Source organism: Pradoshia sp. (assembly GCF_051873915.1).
In the GTDB taxonomy this organism is placed as follows: domain Bacteria; phylum Bacillota; class Bacilli; order Bacillales; family Pradoshiaceae; genus Pradoshia.
The window spans coordinates 18,164-33,186 of record NZ_JBJEFJ010000133.1 but is presented as its reverse complement, the minus strand read 5'-3'; the positions used below and the strand labels follow the sequence as shown (position 1 = coordinate 33,186).

Below are 15,023 nucleotides of genomic sequence, written 5' to 3'. Positions count from 1 at the left end.
CCCCCCTTTCTATGGGTTTTGGGTGGGCTTTCTCTGACGATGTCCACCCTTTGCACGAGCACTGGGTGGTCCATCGCTTACAGATACCCCCCTTTTACCCCCTTCTGTGTCCAATTGGCGAAATTATCAGAATATACATTTACTTTCCTTTGATTGTTCAGTAAAATTGTCATATTCACGCCTTGATTTAACAATAAGGATACAGATTGCATGAGGAAGGGGAGTTTTCATATGGCTAGAGCGTTTAATTTTAATGCGGGACCGGCCGCTTTACCTGAGGAAGTGTTATTGAAGGCACAGAAGGAGTTTCTTGACTTCGAGGGGAGCCGGATGTCTGTTATGGAGCTGAGCCATCGCAGCAAGGAGTACAGCAGGGTCCATGATAAAGCGAGCGGGCTGCTGAGAGAGCTGATGGAGATTCCTGCGGATTACGAGATTCTGTTCCTTCAAGGAGGAGCTTCCCTGCAGTTTTCGATGATTCCGATGAATTTACTTGACCAGGAGCGCGGGGCAAGCTATATCCTTACGGGTTCGTGGTCTGAGAAGGCCTTGAAGGAAGCCAAAAAACTCGGTCCGATAGAGATAGCAGCTTCCACGAAAGAATCCGGTTACCATGCCATTCCACCGCTTTCCGATATTCAGTGGAAAGAGAATACCTCTTATGTCCACTTGACGAGCAATAATACGATATACGGCACGCAGTGGAAGGAGTATCCGCAGACGGATCAGATTCCGCTTATCGCTGATATGTCGAGTGATATATTGAGCAAGAAAATAGATGTTTCCCAGTTCGGGCTTATCTATGCGGGGGCACAGAAGAATCTCGGCCCATCCGGGGTAACGGTGGTCATCATCCGCAAAGATTTAATCCAAAAGGATGACAGCTTGCCGACGATGCTTTCTTATGAAACTCATGCGGGCTCCAATTCCTTGTATAATACACCGCCTACCTTGGCCATTTACCTTTTATCTTTAGTATTAGAATGGGCTAAGGATAAGGGCGGCGTGGCCCAGATAGAGCAGCAAAACCAGCAGAAAGCCAAACTGATCTATGATGCGATTGATGAAAGTAACGGTTTTTATTCCGGACATGCCGATCAAGACAGCCGGTCGAATATGAATATTACCTTCACCCTGCCTACAAACGAATTGACGAAGCAATTCCTTCAGGAGGCTGCCAATGAGGGCTTTATCGGGCTTGGCGGTCATCGTTCTGTCGGCGGCTGCAGGGCCTCCATCTATAATGCCGTTCCACATGAGCATTGCCAGGCCTTGGCAGATTTTATGGTAAAATTCAAAAAAATCAATAGTTAGGCTGTATTCTTTCTGGTGATGATGTTATAATCTGGGTAAGCTTTTTGCGGCTGGCATAGAGAGCACATCCGAAAAAGCAAATAGTTAGTTGAGCTTAGAAGAGGAGAGATAAAAATGAATACGAAATCATTAGTAACTTTATCGTTGCTAGTCGGAATCGGTGCCGTTCTGCACACGATTGTACCTGGGTTTGTCTTTGGAATGAAGCCGGACTTAATGCTTCTTATGATGTTTCTCGGCATCTTTTTACTGCCAGACTTGAAGAATGCGCTATTAATAGGCGCAGTCACTGGAATTATTTCTGGTTTGACTACCTCATTTCCAGGAGGACAAATACCCAATATCATTGATAAGATTATAACAGCGTTGATTATTTATGCAGTCTATAAATTGCTTACGAAATTTGTTAAACCCGCAGTTGCCAGCCTATCCTTAACCTTGGTCGGCACACTGATTTCGGGAACGATTTTCTTAACATCAGCCTATTTACTTGTCGGCCTGCCTGGACCATTTTTGACATTGGCTGCCGGAGCTATTCTTCCTGCCCTTGTCATTAACACCGTTGCAATGGCTGTTATTTATCCAATGGCATCAAGTATTCTGAAACGAACCAATGCTGTAATTACATCATAAATAATACCCAGAGGATAACGAAGCCGTTATCCTCTTTTTTAATCCCTGTACATCCCACCTCTATAGGATCCACGTCGCCAATAAAAGGACCGCTGCCGCCAGAAAGGCGCCCCCGCTTAGCTGCAATCTCTTCTTAAGAATTTTCTTTGAAGGATACACCCCTCCCTTTCCAATCACATAAACAGAATGAAGCATAACACCGAAAGAAGCACTGATTAAAATGAGTAATAAGACAAGAGCCGCCACATTATTTATCCTCCTTCATTCATTCTTTACTCATATTATGCACAGCTTGTTTTTGATATGAGAAAGCTAATTCCAAGACCATTTTGGCAAGTTTATGAAAAAAACCATGAATTTTTTGGCAAAAATAGTTTCCGAAAATAACAATTAACGTTTAAAATAATATAAAAAAAGGAAATGTTTAATATAAGGACTATTTTTTAAAGGGATTTTTATGTTTATGTAGAAATCTGTAAAAGGAAGAATAAATTGGGGTGAATAACAATGAAAGCAAAATCTTTAGCGATTGGATTCATATCTGGTTTCGCCGTAGCCGGAGTTGGTGTACTGCTCAGCACCCCTGCATCCGGCAAGGAAGTACGTTCAAATTTGAAGGAAACAAAGGATGAGACCGTCCTCCTTCTTCAAGATGTCCAAGAAGCGGTCATCCAATTGAAAAATGACTGTATATCAGCCGCCAACGTGAGTAAAGCACAAGTCAATATGTTCATTAAGGATGTAAAAGAATTGATCCAGGAATGGAATGCAGATGCAAAACAGCATACCGATGCGATACAGGTACAAATCAAGGATGTGGAAACAGCCATTAACGAACTTGAAGCAGCTATTACACCAACGCCGGCAAAATAAAACATTATAGAGGAAAATTGATAGAAATTTGTAGAAAAAGTTTCTAAATATTTGGCAAATTACCTTTTTTGTTATTTAATATTTTATAAGGATAATAATGAAAAAAAGAAAAGTAGGTGAATGAATCATGTCTGAAAATTTGAATTCAGTGAAAGAAGCCATGTTATTCACTCAGCGTGTGGCACAGTTGAGCAAGGCTTTATGGAAAGCAATCGAAAAAGACTGGCAGCAATGGATCAAGCCCTATAATTTGAATATTAATGAACACCATATTCTCTGGATTGCCTATCATTTAAAGGGAGCCTCCATTTCCGATGTGGCGAAATTCGGAGTTATGCACGTATCAACCGCATTCAATTTCTCGAAGAAGCTTGAAGAACGCGGACTACTTCGTTTCTCCAAAAAGGAAAATGACAAACGGAATACGTATATTGAATTGACAGATCAAGGGGTCGAACTTTTGCTTGAAATTGTTAAAGTCTTTGATTCCTCCAAGAACTCTGTTTATCTAGGAGCACAACCGTTGAAGGAGCTATACGGTAAATTCCCGGATATGATGGAAATGATGGCCATCGTTAAGAATATTTACGGGGATGATTTCATGAATATTTTCGAAAAATCTTTTGCTAATCTTGAACATGAATTTACAGATGAGAACGGTTTTCTCGAAAAGATTGAACATCCAGAAAAAGAACCAATACAATAACACAGGGGCATTCCCGATAAAAGCGGACCTAAATTTACATCCGCTTTTACCTTAAAACGCCTTGTTCATTTCTTCACATATTTTTCCTCAACAAGAAAATAAACCAACCTTTTCCTCGAACTGATAATAAACCGTTTTTCATCCTCATAGTCTTTGCAGTGTAGGCAATTTTTTGATAATGTAAGAGAGATAACAGCGCCAAGGGGGGTAGCAGGATGATAATTCTTATTTGGTTTTCCTTATTTGCTCTCTTTTTCTTGTATTATATTAATAAGCTATCCACCAGCTTCTGTATAAAGAAAGAGATTCCAGAAGAAAAACAGGATAGTTTTTATCGTACAATCAATGTCCTAATCACGATCCTGCTAGTTTCAACTTATCTCGAAATACTATATACAGCATAAAAGACGAATGCCTAAGCACTCGTCTTTCTTCTTCCGGAAATCTTTGATTAGCAAATCCAGGATGCCCCGATGATGACCAACAAGATAAACAAAACAACCAATAAAGCGAAACCTCCGCCATATCCTCCAGACATTGTTGTATCCTCCTTTCAATCACAATGGATTGGTTTACTTCTTAGTAAATCCAAGACGCACCAACAATCACGAGCAAAATGAAAAGTACGACGATGAAGGCAAATCCTCCTCCGTAGTTCTGACCCATGATAACACCTCCTTTTGAGCTGCTACCCTATCCTATTCAAGCTTGGTAAGAAAGGAATGGGCACATTACTCATATGCTCACTTTTTTGACAAGACCAATTCTTTATGAACCGCCTGTCTTTTTTCCTGTCCCTATATCCTATGCATGGTATGTCAAGATTGTTTATGCTCATAAGCCCTATAAGGTAAATGAGCCTCCTTATCCTTTTTTTAGCAGAGGAATTGTGGTATAGTTATGCTTGTTAAAGATAAAGGGATGTTTTGGCAATATGCTAAAAGGAGTGTAAGGGATGAAGAAATGGTTAATCACAGTAGCATCCGTATCGACACTTATCGGCCTCAGTGCCTGCAACAATGTCGGTTCTGATGAGACAATCGCAGAAACAAAATCAGGCAATATCACGAAAGATGAATTCTATGAGGAATTGAAGGACAAATATGGGGACCAAGTACTTCAAGAGCTTGTTTACAAAAAGGTCTTCACCGATCAATATAAGGTAAGTGACAAGGAAGTCGACAAACGCCTTGAAGAAACAAAGGCTAACCTTGGTGAGAACTTCGAAAGTGCTCTTGCTCAAAACGGCTATGCAGATGAAAAAGCCTTCAAGGAAGAGCTTAAATATCAGCTTGCTCAAGAGAAAGCAGCTCTCGAAACAGTCGATGTCACAGAAGATGAGCTGAAGGATTATTATGAGAACAAGTATACAGTCAATCTTAAAGCCAGACACATCCTTGTAGCAGATGAAAAAACAGCGAAAGAAGTAAAGAAAAAGCTTGAAAATGGCGAAAAATTTGCTGATTTGGCTAAAGAATACTCCACTGATGAGGCATCTAAAGAACAAGGCGGAGACCTTGGTGAATTCGGTGTAGGCAAGATGGTGCCTGCCTTTGAGGATGCAGCTTATAAATTGAAGGTGGATGAGATCTCTGACCCTGTACAATCAGATTACGGTTTCCATATCATTCAAGTGACAGATCGCGTCAAAAACGACAGTCCTTCCTTTGAAGATGCAAAAGCTGATGTAGAGAGAAGCGTTAAGACCGCTAAACTAGACTCTACAAAAGCCCAAGAAGCTATTCAAAAAGTAATCGATGATGCAAAAATCGATGTGAAGGATAAAGATTTGGAAGACGCCTTTTAATAAAGAAAAACTCGGCTGATCAGCCGAGTTTTTTAATTTGCCTCATCTGTTAATGTGCGCTTCTTCTTTTCCTCTTCCATTCGTTCGATGTATACCTTCCCCTCATCCTCTATGAAGGCTTCATCAATTTCTCTGTCTTCTCTCATTGATTTGATGGTCATATAAGCACTGACAAAAATTCCTGCGACGATGAACCACATGAAAAATGGCACGAAGACATTCTCCCTTTCTTAAGGGACAGGCCCTTTTCAAACATTATATGCGGCTTATCCGCTCTTATGAGGAAAACTTTCGTCCGTATTTATTTAAAGGATGGCTTATAGAGACTGCGGTTATCAAGCGGGAAGATGCGCTCAGTGAATTCACCCGGTTTCACGCGGTCAAGCGCTCTATCCATCATATTCATCTTCGCATCCAAATTATCGATGTGATGCAGGATTTCAGCCTCTTTCACCAATGGCGGTTTCGGGCTTCCCCATTCCGCCTTGCCATGATGACTCAGCACGATATGCTGCAGTATAAGGATTTCTTCTCCCTGTATATTGAGTTCCTCGGCCACCTTGCCGATTTCATTGACCATGATAGTGATATGACCGAGCAAGTTCCCTTCAACTGTATAAGTAGTAGCAATCGGCCCGCTCAATTCCATCACCTTACCAAGGTCATGAAGGATAACACCTGCATACAGCAAATCCTTATTCAAGGATGGATATAGCTCTGCAATGGCTTTAGCCAAATCCAGCATGGAGACGACATGATAGGCAAGCCCTGAGAAGAATTCATGATGATTCTTCGTCGCAGCCGGGTATTCAAGAAATTCCTTTGAATACTTCTTGACCAGATGCCTAGTAATGCGCTGGATATTCGGATTAGTCATTTCAAATATGTATTTCGTAATGGTATCAGCCATTTCATCCTTGCCAATTGGAGCTGTTGGCAGCAGATCTCCGATATTAACCGCTTCATTATCATATTTCAATCGGATGGCACGAATGCGCAGCTGGAGCTTTCCTTTGTAGTTCTGTACATCTCCAGTAACGCGGACGATTGCCTCCGGAACATAAATTTGTTCGTCCTCAGGTTTTACATCCCAAAGCTTTGCTTCAATTTCCCCGCTTTTATCCTGGAATATTAATGATAAAAAAGGTTTGCCGTTGCTGGCTGTACCTTTGATCGCATTCTTTATGAATAAATGGAGATCGATTGTATCTCCTACCTCGTAATGGGCAATTCCCTTCATCTTAAATCCCTCCCAGTCTATTCCTTTTATATTATAGCATGCTAGGCAACTGTTTTCGTTGTTTATCACCCTATGGAGATCACTTCATGTGAAGTAAACTGCTCCTTGATTTTTTGATGGCAAGTCATAAAGAGAATCTGGTGCTCCTCTTGTCCAATTTGCTTCAGCAAGGAAAGAACCCGCTCCGTTCGTCTATCATCGAAATTAACGAATGTGTCATCCATCATAATCGGAAGATCCTTTCGTCCTTCAATGGTTAAAGCTAATGCAAGACGAATTGATACATAAGCAAGCTCTGCTGTACCTCTGCTCAGATCCCGGGCAGGAATGTATTCTCCCTGGCTATCTTGTAGCATCAGCCCTGTCCCCTCATTTGAGAATACAAGCCTTTCGTACTTGCCATTGGTCAAATAATACAGATGTTCATTGGATTTCTCCAATATGGCGGGAAAGCGCTCATTCTTATATTTCGTGATAGCCTCTTGAAGAATGCCTTTAGCCACAGCAAGCTTCGCCCATTTCCGCGACAGTACCTGAAAGTCCTCGAGCAGTTGTTGATGATGGAATTGCAAGGCTTCCACTGTTCCATCTTCCTCAAGCCTCTTAATATCATATTGAACCTTGGCAAGCTCTTGAAGGCCTGCCTCAATTTGCTGCTCAACAGACGAACTATCCTCCTCGGCACTCGCTATTTGCTCATCCAGCTTAGCAGCACTTGTATCCAAATAATGCTCACTATCTGAGAATTCACCAAGCTGAATCATTAATTGGCGTCTTATTGTTACGAGCTGCTCTCGTTCTTCGGATTCCTTGCCCAACTGATAGAAGCTTGTAATAGAATCGCAGCCCGCTTCCTTCAGCAGCGCTGCCTGCTCTGCCTGCAGATGTTCGCATATTTCCTCAAGCGGCTCTTTCTCCTCCGTCAAATCAGCAATCCGATCATCAAGACGTTTCGCTTCATTCCTTACTCGGATGACTTCATCCATTTTCTGCTTGATTTGACGATAGATCTCTCTCCTTGACTGTTCAGTGCTGACATGAAAATCCTCAGCAAGCTTATTTAATTTAGTGCTAAGGGCGACAATCACTTGACGGTTTTCCTCTATGGAGGATTGAAGCTTGTTTTTCTCCAGAATAATATCCTTCATGCTTTCAAGACGGTCCAATGCCTCAGAGAGCATAGACTTCGAAATCTCCCGCGGAATGAACCATTCATCCCCAAGGGCGGTTAAGCGTCTTTCACAGGCTTGCTTCTCCTGTTCCCACTTCTCAAATGCTTGGATTAAACCTTCGAAAATTTCATCCTGCTGTTCTTTCCGATATTTCTCCCTCTCATATTGCAAACGGTTCTCCGCATCCTCCATGAGAAGTCTGTCTGTCAAACCATTATCTCCTTGCCTTTGAACACGGTTTGAAAAGCCTGCCAGCTTTTCCTCATAAAAGAGGATTTCTTCATCCAGCTCACTAGATTTCGTATAACTGCCAAGGAACTGCCTCCAAATGAAGATAAGCAGAACTCCTCCGAGTCCAATCCCGGTACCAAGCAGTACTTTCCCGCTGAACATGGTTAGGATGGCTGTCAGAATAAGCAGAATACCTGCGAGATTAGAAAATCGCTTTTGTTTCTTCCTCATTTTCTGTTCTTTTGTCCAGATTTTCTCACGCCGGTTTTTCAATCGCTCAAGTGTTTCCCGCACTTCCTCCAAATTGTATGAGTCGGACGATTCTTTGAAGGTCTTGCGCCTTTCTTCAAGCCTCGCTCTCTCCCCATCCGGCAAAAGCTTGCTTTCATAGAGCTCCATTGTCTTTTCCACTTGGTCAAGCTTCAATTTCTCCTGTTCAAATTGGAAATCCAGTTCACTTTTCCGTTTCTTGAGGGTGCTCATTTCAAGCTCCAGCTTCTTGATTTCCTCTTTACGGAAAACACTCGTATCAAGAGAGGCAATTGTCTCCTCCTCTAAATTCATATGCAATTCTTCCTGCAGCTTATACATACGGGCATCTAAATGCTTCAACTCAATTGATTTAGCCCTTATTTCTTCCTCCAGTGACTCGCAATGCTCTATAGGACGTTCCATTTGCTGGACCTCAGCCTCCTTAAGAAGCCAGTCCTCCTGATAGGTAAGCTTTTGCCTTTCATCCTTCAAGGCAGATAATTTAGTCGATTGCGTTTTCAGCATGGCGGATTTCGCCACCAGTTCGGCTTCAATGGTCTCCATCCTTTTCGTTCCGCCGGCAGGAAAAGGCCTCTCCCTTAATTCACTCAGCCTGCCGTTAATGCCGGAAAGTTCCTGAATGCTTGGCAAAAGGCGCCTCCAGTCCTTTAAATGAATCAAATGGCTTCTTATTTTCTCCAAGCGTGTCCGCTGTTCAGCTATTTCGTTCGAAAGCCTTTCCTGATGATGGAGGAACTCATTATACTCATTTTCGCTTTCCTTGGCCTTTTGCAATTGCCTCGTGCTTTCTTTCATCTCTGCGAGTTTCTGATTCAACTCCGGCTTCTTACCGCTCGGCTTAAAGAGGAGCTCCATTTGCTTTTGAAGACCATTCTCCAAATCCCACAACCGTTCACTTCCAGACATGCCGGCAAAAAATAAGTATCGTCCAAGCTCCTCTTCATTTAGACGGGAAATTTCTCTAATCCCATCTAAGTTAAAGGAATAGATGGATTCATAGAAATCCCGGTCAATTCCTTTAAGAAGCTCCTTTAGTTCCTCCTCCTGACCGATGAACTGACCACCTTGATATAGCTTGCACTCACTGCCCTGCGTATGCTTGATTCGCTCAATGGTGATTTCTCCATTCGCCGGCCATTCAACCGTCAGTCTGCCGCCGTATTTCACTCCTCCATTCGGTTCATAGGAGGGGGCATTCTGACTTCTCTGCGGAAAGCCGAAAAGCATGGCATGGATAAATGAAAAAATCGTCGACTTGCCTGCCTCATTCTCCCCATAAAGAACATTGATTCCAGAGGAGAGATCTAGTTGATAATTTTCGAATTTCCCGTATCCAAATATATGTATTTTCTTAATAATCAACGGTCTTCTGTCTCCTTATCTGCTATTTAATCGCTTCACCAATTCCATATTGGCCTCTAGGATAATTTCCTTCTGTGAAGCGTAATCCCAGCCTTTCACATACTTTCTTGCAGCCGAATGAGTTAAAAGAGGGGCTATAAGCTCCTCGAATTGTTCCTTGCCGAGATCTGCCGAAACATCTAATAGCTCAGCTAAAAAGCTCTGAGTTTCATCCGTGCCCTCATCCATCCAAGCAGGCGGGATTAGCTTCATCGTGTGAATCCAAACCCTCGGAGTTTCTTCCTCCTCTCCCTCCTGCACAGCTTCAAGCAATTCGTCCATATCTGAATAAAGCCAGTCTTCTTCCTTGGCCTTTGAAGCATCCAGAATCAACTCAAGAAGGATGTCCTTGCCCGCTTGACGATAATGCTCCTTCCGCTCGTTGATGTGCTGAATAAGCCTATTCATCTCGAGTCCGCTTGCTTCCACCGTCTCTTCCTGCCAATTCAGAACAGAAGCTGGGCGGAAATCAAGTTTCGTTTCTGTTTCAGATAAATGAACAAGATAGAACCCCTTCTCTCCTGTCTCTTTCCTGTTCCGGCCTTGGAGGCATCCAGGGTATACAGCATATGGCTCATTTAGAACAAGCATCCGTTTATGAATATGTCCCAATGCCCAATAATCAAATCCCTTTTGCACTAGCTCCATCTTCGTGAAAGGAGCATAATTTCCATGGGCCGTTTCCCCATCAAGATTGCCGTGCAAGAGGCCGATATGAAAATCCCCTGATGGCTGCTTGATATAGCCTTCAATCATCCTTTCCTTTATATGTCTCTGTCCATAGCTGAAGCCGTAAAGCATAGACGATGTCCCATCCTCCTTCACATGCTCCTTAACCTCTACCTCTCGTCCAAATATGTGGACATTAGGCGGAAGAGACAGATTAAAATAGTTTCCTTCAAGAAAGTCATGATTGCCATGAATCAGATATACAGGAATACCTTCCTTATTCAACTGCTCCATCGCCTTTTGGAACTGAATCTGTGCCTTAAGGCTGCGGTCATTCCCATCATAAATATCCCCTGCCAGGATGACAAAATCTACTTTCTCCGTTATCGCTGTTTGAATCAAATTCCTTAATGCTTCATAACTGCTCGTTCTCAGCTTTTCATATAAGGTATCCGGCAGATGCCGAAATCCAGAAAACATGCCGCCCAAATGAAGATCGGCCGCATGGATAAATGTTATATTTTTCACTTTCATTCACTCCCTCTCCCTATTTTACTACAAAAGACGCTAGCTGCCTTGTCCTTCATAGGTAAACTCTCCAAGGAAGAAGGAATGTTTTCCTCGTATATCGAATAAAACAATAGCTGTTTTTTTGGAGGATAAATCATGAATCAACAAATTGAAGGATACTTTTGCAGTTGCTGCAAGAAATATCATAATGAACTCCCAATGAGTTACGGAAGCCCTGCTCCTGATTATTATGATGAACTATCCGTTGAACATCAGAAAAGTCGAGTGGAAATCAATCAAGATGTGTGTGTGATTGACAATGAACATTTTTTCGTTCGGGGATGCATTGAAATTCCTGTCATTGGTAGTGACAAACAATTCATATGGGATGTCTGGGTCTCATTAAGCGAAGCTAATTTCTATAGATTAATTGATTATTGGGATACCGAAGGAAGAGAAGAAGTTCTTGAACCGATGTTTGGCTGGCTATCTACTTCTATTCCCTGCTATCCAGAAACGATTCATTTAAAAACGATGGTTCATACCCGCTCAATTGGGATAAAACCGTATATTGAACTCGAACCAACTAACCATCCATTAGCCATTGAACAAAGAAAGGGAGTCTCAATGGAGCGTATAAAGCAAATAGCCGAAGAGTTGTGTGATGGAGAACAGCAGCAAAAAAATGAACTGCAAAAGGACTTTAGGGAAAGACCGATGAACTCTTTTCTCAATAAAACAATCGGCATCTTTTTTGAAAAGACTAATCGCACAGTTAAACCGCTCATGTATGCACAATTAACCATATGTATCGGCATAGTATTAACATTGTTTTTAACTTGGAATAATGATTCTCTGAGTTCTATGGCAATTATACACTTTCTCCTTGGCACGAACTTTCTGCTAAGCTCAATCGAACAATTTATCATCAAACCAAAACAGCGGAAGGGCTCAATCCTTTGGTTCATATGTGCCCTCCTCTTTTATTGGATTGCCTTTGATTATTTCATTAACTAATAAAGCAGAAATTCATAGAGGATTCATCTCCTCCGCTGTTGAACTCTTATTAGGAAAGAGGCAGCTTGCCTCTAAATGAGAAGGAGGGAATTTCATGCTCTTTATGTTGATTGTAAAAGCATCGAAGAATTCGGAAGCCGGTAACCTTCCTAGTCCTGAGCTTATGGAGGCTATGACAAAGTATAATGAGGAATTAGTTAAGGCAGGCGTGCGGGTTATGTCTAAAGGACTTCATCCAAGCTCAAAAGGAATCCGTATCTCATTTCCGCGTCCCGGAGAAGAGCCCGTGGTCACTGAAGGCCCCTTTACAGAAACGCAGGAGCTGATTGCAGGGTTCATCCTAATTGACGTGAAGTCGAGACAGGAGGCCATCGATTGGGCAATGCGTATGCCGGACCCTCAAGGATTTGGAGAAGGACAGATTGAATTGCGCCAAGTATTTTAATTTAGGCATCAGCGAATGGGAAACAGACTTTTTCTTTTCTGCTTATGGAGCAGCCATAAAGAATATCTATTATGGGGTGATTTGACTGGAGACTGAAATAAAGGTAAGGCTTGCTGTAGAAAGTGACTTAGATACAATCATCGCCATGCTTGCTGACGACATTTTGGGGAGAAAGCGCGAGCGTTATGAGCACCCGCTTCCTAGTAGTTACATAAACGCTTTTCAGGCAATCGTCAATGACCCTAATAACGAATTAGTAGTAGCCTATGATGGCAATGATCAAGTCATTGGGGTACAGCAAATCACCTTTACTCCTTATCTAACCCATCAGGGCGGATGGAGAGCGACTATTGAAGGAGTAAGAACAGCGGCTTCTGTAAGAGGCAAGGGCGTTGGTGCGGAGCTTATAAAATGGGCAATCCAGCGTGCAAGAAAACGCGGTTGCCGCTTAGTACAGCTGACAACGGATAAACAACGACCAGACGCGCTAAGATTTTATGAACGATTAGGCTTTAAAGCAACGCATGAAGGTTTAAAGCTGAAGCTCTAACCGTATCTATAGGTGTATTGTTGTGGGGCGATATTATCAACAAGGAAAAGGAGCTATTCTAAAAGGACAAGCGCCTTCTAATAGCTCCTTTATATTTAACGGACAAAAGACCGAATGAGCAGAATGACTCCTCCTATCATACTAACGGCTGCTAAAGCAAGACAAACCATAAAGTCCGCAGTGCTATTAATGAGGAGTACAAATGAGCCTACTTCCATGATAGCAAGAACTAAACCAATCAAAAATCCATTTTGATCCTGTTTTCGTATAGCAATGAATAATTGAACGGAAATGATATTCGCTAATAGAATAATAGAAAAGGCAATTAAATAATCAATTGAAAAAATGCTCGTTCCTTCAGCTGTTCCAAATAGCGAAAAGAGTGCTATAGGAAATGCTCCAATGTTAATAGCGACAAGAACCAGCGTCCAAATCATCCAATATACTGCTTTTTTCATAACTATGACATCCTTTCTTGTAGGGGATTAATATTGATCAATAATGGCACCAAAACTAGACGCCTTAATATAATTTTTGTCGATCAGCGATTGTAATTGTTGTTTATTACCTACAACGACCACACCAATGATTCCAATTTGTTTTTCTGTAAGTGATTCATCGTCTTCCTTCATCGTATTGTATAGATGTTCAAAATCTTCCTTGTAAGAACCGCCTTTTTCTATGGCCAAGTCGAGTGTTTCGATAAAGGTATTTGTCGGATCTTGGATTGCTTCCCCGCCTTTTGAAATAGAAGGAAAGCCGGCTACTTCATATTCTTTTAGGATTGCAGGGTCCTTAGAAGGGGCATTGCTTATATCTTTTAACCCTTCAAGCTCCTCTGCGGAATAAGCATTTACCCAGTTCCATTGCAGTGTTACATCTGCAGGCAGCATGGCAACAACCTCTTTATAGGTGTAAGCCTTATTGAAGGATAGGGCCATTTCAATTAATTTGCCGTCATTCACTCTATCTAATTTACTCAAATCATTTTTATAGGATCGGTACTGTAAAGAAGGATGGAAGAAGTTCATTACTCGATCTCCTGTATAAGAGAATTGAGTCAGCTCTGAAGCTCCAACTGTCACTTCTATATCAGGAGTGTCATAGGATACTTCACCAAGATGAACTGGTTTACCGTTTAAGAGTTTGTATTTTGGAGCAATAGCCGAGCTGCCGACTAATTTATAGCGCTCTGTCCAGGCACCTGTATAAATATTGGCGCCGTAAATTTCATAATATAATTCTTTAGCCGTCATTTTTTGTCCCATATAATAGGGCGTCAATTGAATCTTTAATAGTATCAATAAAGTTAATACACATATCGAAACGAGAAAGCTAACACCCGTCATGCGGAAGTAACTTTTTCTTTTTGCTGATTTTATTAAATCCTTCTCATCAAAGTCTGGATCAAATAAGCGGTCGATTTCACGGTCTTCGTTCATTTTGTTCCCTCCACTTCTGTTTGAATTCTTTCCTAGCTCTGTACAAGGTTGTTCGAATCGTTTCCACCTTCATATCAAGCATGGCCGATATTTCTTCATAGGATAGTCCCAGGTCATATTTGAGAAGCAGTAAGTTTTTATGACTTGGTTTTAGTTCATCTAATAGATGACGGATATCCCCTTGAAATTCTTTAACCAATAATAAATCCTCGCTTGTCTCTTCCTGAATAAAAAAATCGATAAATGCTTGGTCATTAATATGGACTTTTGGAAAGCGCTGCTTTCGCCTACATAAATCATAGAATTGATTTACAGAAACTTTGAACAGCCAGGCAGATATGTTTCTCACTTCCAGATGAACCATATTTTCAATAGCCTTGTAGAACGTATTTTGTACAATATCTTCGGCATTTTCCTTCGAACAGCCAATGCTTATTAAATACTTGAAGATGATTTGAAACTTCCTCCGGTATAAGTCTTCTATCGTCTCAGTCTTCATTGGCCCTCCTTTCATTTATATAACGAATAGGGAAAATAAAAGTGTACAAGTTTACGAAAAAAATATATATGATATTTTTTTGGTAAATTTCTGAACAAAAAATAGGACTTGGTGGCCAGAGGCACACCTTGGGTCAGCACAGTAGTCAATAAGAAGAAGGGAAAAGAAGGAGAATGAAAGTGATGCAGGGAATTAATAGACATACATAGCTTTATGCTTTCATAGAGAGGAGAATGGTCAA

General features: G+C 41.5%; 18 protein-coding genes and 1 pseudogene. 9 read left to right on the top strand and 10 right to left on the bottom strand.

What is annotated here, in order from left to right; all coding sequences use genetic code 11:
- The first annotated feature begins 231 nt into the window (after nucleotides 1–231).
- Both serC and ACI35L_RS12025 read left to right on the top strand, forming a co-directional pair.
- A complete protein-coding gene (gene serC / locus ACI35L_RS12030; RefSeq protein ID WP_439802969.1) occupies nucleotides 232–1,314 on the top strand; it encodes a 3-phosphoserine/phosphohydroxythreonine transaminase in 1,083 nt (360 codons plus the stop codon).
- A 114-nt stretch (nucleotides 1,315–1,428) separates the two neighbouring features.
- Nucleotides 1,429–1,947, top strand: coding sequence for a tryptophan transporter (locus tag ACI35L_RS12025; RefSeq protein WP_049671899.1), 519 nt, complete (start codon nucleotides 1,429–1,431; stop codon nucleotides 1,945–1,947).
- 60 nt (nucleotides 1,948–2,007) lie between these two features.
- On the opposite strand, the gene ACI35L_RS12020 is transcribed toward ACI35L_RS12025, so the two are convergent.
- Complete coding sequence (locus tag ACI35L_RS12020) at nucleotides 2,008–2,193, bottom strand: hypothetical protein (protein WP_049671901.1); 186 nt, start codon at nucleotides 2,191–2,193, stop codon at nucleotides 2,008–2,010.
- 261 nt (nucleotides 2,194–2,454) lie between these two features.
- Between ACI35L_RS12020 and ACI35L_RS12015 the strand changes: the two genes are divergently transcribed.
- The 3 genes from ACI35L_RS12015 to ACI35L_RS12005 all read left to right on the top strand — a co-directional run bounded on the left by ACI35L_RS12015 (nucleotide 2,455) and on the right by ACI35L_RS12005 (nucleotide 3,930).
- On the top strand, nucleotides 2,455–2,820 hold the full coding sequence (locus ACI35L_RS12015) for a YtxH domain-containing protein (RefSeq protein ID WP_049671902.1): 366 nt from the start codon (nucleotides 2,455–2,457) through the stop codon (nucleotides 2,818–2,820).
- Nucleotides 2,821–2,947: 127 nt separating this feature from the next.
- Nucleotides 2,948–3,526, top strand: coding sequence for an HTH-type transcriptional regulator Hpr (locus tag ACI35L_RS12010; protein ID WP_049671903.1), 579 nt, complete (start codon nucleotides 2,948–2,950; stop codon nucleotides 3,524–3,526).
- Between the two features lie 215 nt (nucleotides 3,527–3,741).
- Nucleotides 3,742–3,930, top strand: a complete 189-nt coding sequence (locus tag ACI35L_RS12005; RefSeq protein WP_439802968.1) for a hypothetical protein — start codon at nucleotides 3,742–3,744, stop codon at nucleotides 3,928–3,930.
- A gap of 47 nt (nucleotides 3,931–3,977) precedes the next feature.
- On the opposite strand, the gene ACI35L_RS12000 is transcribed toward ACI35L_RS12005, so the two are convergent.
- Together ACI35L_RS12000 and ACI35L_RS11995 are read right to left on the bottom strand one after the other, a co-directional pair.
- Nucleotides 3,978–4,064, bottom strand: a complete 87-nt coding sequence (locus tag ACI35L_RS12000; RefSeq protein WP_049671904.1) for a YjcZ family sporulation protein — start codon at nucleotides 4,062–4,064, stop codon at nucleotides 3,978–3,980.
- A 41-nt stretch (nucleotides 4,065–4,105) separates the two neighbouring features.
- On the bottom strand, nucleotides 4,106–4,192 hold the full coding sequence (locus ACI35L_RS11995; protein ID WP_049671905.1) for a YjcZ family sporulation protein: 87 nt from the start codon (nucleotides 4,190–4,192) through the stop codon (nucleotides 4,106–4,108).
- Between the two features lie 289 nt (nucleotides 4,193–4,481).
- Between ACI35L_RS11995 and ACI35L_RS11990 the strand changes: the two genes are divergently transcribed.
- A complete protein-coding gene (locus ACI35L_RS11990; protein WP_049671906.1) occupies nucleotides 4,482–5,333 on the top strand; it encodes a peptidylprolyl isomerase in 852 nt (283 codons plus the stop codon).
- Between the two features lie 32 nt (nucleotides 5,334–5,365).
- On the opposite strand, the gene ACI35L_RS11985 is transcribed toward ACI35L_RS11990, so the two are convergent.
- From ACI35L_RS11985 to ACI35L_RS11970, 4 genes are all read right to left on the bottom strand, one after another.
- The gene (locus ACI35L_RS11985; RefSeq protein ID WP_049671907.1) at nucleotides 5,366–5,545 is read right to left on the bottom strand and encodes a sporulation YhaL family protein; all 180 of its coding nucleotides are present in this window, start codon (nucleotides 5,543–5,545) and stop codon (nucleotides 5,366–5,368) included.
- 89 nt (nucleotides 5,546–5,634) lie between these two features.
- Nucleotides 5,635–6,573, bottom strand: a complete 939-nt coding sequence (yhaM, locus tag ACI35L_RS11980) for a 3'-5' exoribonuclease YhaM (protein WP_439802967.1) — start codon at nucleotides 6,571–6,573, stop codon at nucleotides 5,635–5,637.
- Nucleotides 6,574–6,638: 65 nt separating this feature from the next.
- The gene (locus ACI35L_RS11975) at nucleotides 6,639–9,611 is read right to left on the bottom strand and encodes an AAA family ATPase (RefSeq protein ID WP_439802966.1); all 2,973 of its coding nucleotides are present in this window, start codon (nucleotides 9,609–9,611) and stop codon (nucleotides 6,639–6,641) included.
- A gap of 15 nt (nucleotides 9,612–9,626) precedes the next feature.
- Complete coding sequence (locus ACI35L_RS11970; protein ID WP_049671910.1) at nucleotides 9,627–10,853, bottom strand: metallophosphoesterase family protein; 1,227 nt, start codon at nucleotides 10,851–10,853, stop codon at nucleotides 9,627–9,629.
- 132 nt (nucleotides 10,854–10,985) lie between these two features.
- Here ACI35L_RS11970 and ACI35L_RS11965 point away from each other — a divergent pair.
- From ACI35L_RS11965 to ACI35L_RS11955, 3 genes and pseudogenes are all read left to right on the top strand, one after another.
- Nucleotides 10,986–11,519: pseudogene (locus tag ACI35L_RS11965) on the top strand (DUF2199 domain-containing protein); the annotation flags it as partial.
- A 421-nt stretch (nucleotides 11,520–11,940) separates the two neighbouring features.
- Nucleotides 11,941–12,291, top strand: coding sequence for a YciI family protein (locus tag ACI35L_RS11960; RefSeq protein ID WP_049671911.1), 351 nt, complete (start codon nucleotides 11,941–11,943; stop codon nucleotides 12,289–12,291).
- Nucleotides 12,292–12,376: 85 nt separating this feature from the next.
- Entirely contained in the window at nucleotides 12,377–12,841 is a 465-nt protein-coding gene (locus ACI35L_RS11955; protein WP_439803014.1) for a GNAT family N-acetyltransferase, read from the top strand.
- Nucleotides 12,842–12,936: 95 nt separating this feature from the next.
- Here the strand turns inward: ACI35L_RS11955 and ACI35L_RS11950 are convergent, their stop codons facing one another.
- From ACI35L_RS11950 to ACI35L_RS11940, 3 genes are read right to left on the bottom strand one after another with little or no spacing between them, the layout of a single operon-like run.
- Nucleotides 12,937–13,299 (bottom strand): hypothetical protein, encoded by a 363-nt coding sequence (locus tag ACI35L_RS11950; RefSeq protein ID WP_049671913.1) that lies wholly within the window; start codon nucleotides 13,297–13,299, stop codon nucleotides 12,937–12,939.
- Nucleotides 13,300–13,326: 27 nt separating this feature from the next.
- Entirely contained in the window at nucleotides 13,327–14,283 is a 957-nt protein-coding gene (locus tag ACI35L_RS11945) for an anti sigma factor C-terminal domain-containing protein (protein WP_439802965.1), read from the bottom strand.
- Entirely contained in the window at nucleotides 14,267–14,782 is a 516-nt protein-coding gene (locus ACI35L_RS11940; RefSeq protein WP_049671915.1) for an RNA polymerase sigma factor, read from the bottom strand. The genes ACI35L_RS11945 and ACI35L_RS11940 overlap by 17 nt, the downstream gene beginning before the upstream one ends.
- Between the last annotated feature and the right edge of the window lie 241 nt (nucleotides 14,783–15,023).

Excerpts from the sequence above, each read along its gene's own strand:
- ACI35L_RS11995 (WP_049671905.1), bottom strand. The coding sequence starts at position 4,192 with ATGGGTCAGAACTACGGAGGAGGATTTGCCTTCATCGTCGTACTTTTC.
- ACI35L_RS11990 (WP_049671906.1), top strand. The coding sequence starts at position 4,482 with ATGAAGAAATGGTTAATCACAGTAGCATCCGTATCGACACTTATCGGC.
- ACI35L_RS12010 (WP_049671903.1), top strand. The coding sequence starts at position 2,948 with ATGTCTGAAAATTTGAATTCAGTGAAAGAAGCCATGTTATTCACTCAG.
- ACI35L_RS11940 (WP_049671915.1), bottom strand. The coding sequence starts at position 14,782 with ATGAAGACTGAGACGATAGAAGACTTATACCGGAGGAAGTTTCAAATC.
- yhaM (WP_439802967.1), bottom strand. The coding sequence starts at position 6,573 with ATGAAGGGAATTGCCCATTACGAGGTAGGAGATACAATCGATCTCCAT.
- ACI35L_RS12015 (WP_049671902.1), top strand. The coding sequence starts at position 2,455 with ATGAAAGCAAAATCTTTAGCGATTGGATTCATATCTGGTTTCGCCGTA.
- ACI35L_RS11970 (WP_049671910.1), bottom strand. The coding sequence starts at position 10,853 with ATGAAAGTGAAAAATATAACATTTATCCATGCGGCCGATCTTCATTTG.
- ACI35L_RS11950 (WP_049671913.1), bottom strand. The coding sequence starts at position 13,299 with ATGAAAAAAGCAGTATATTGGATGATTTGGACGCTGGTTCTTGTCGCT.
- ACI35L_RS12000 (WP_049671904.1), bottom strand. The coding sequence starts at position 4,064 with ATGTCTGGAGGATATGGCGGAGGTTTCGCTTTATTGGTTGTTTTGTTT.
- ACI35L_RS12005 (WP_439802968.1), top strand. The coding sequence starts at position 3,742 with ATGATAATTCTTATTTGGTTTTCCTTATTTGCTCTCTTTTTCTTGTAT.
- ACI35L_RS11945 (WP_439802965.1), bottom strand. The coding sequence starts at position 14,283 with ATGAACGAAGACCGTGAAATCGACCGCTTATTTGATCCAGACTTTGAT.
- serC (WP_439802969.1), top strand. The coding sequence starts at position 232 with ATGGCTAGAGCGTTTAATTTTAATGCGGGACCGGCCGCTTTACCTGAG.
- ACI35L_RS12025 (WP_049671899.1), top strand. The coding sequence starts at position 1,429 with ATGAATACGAAATCATTAGTAACTTTATCGTTGCTAGTCGGAATCGGT.
- ACI35L_RS11960 (WP_049671911.1), top strand. The coding sequence starts at position 11,941 with ATGCTCTTTATGTTGATTGTAAAAGCATCGAAGAATTCGGAAGCCGGT.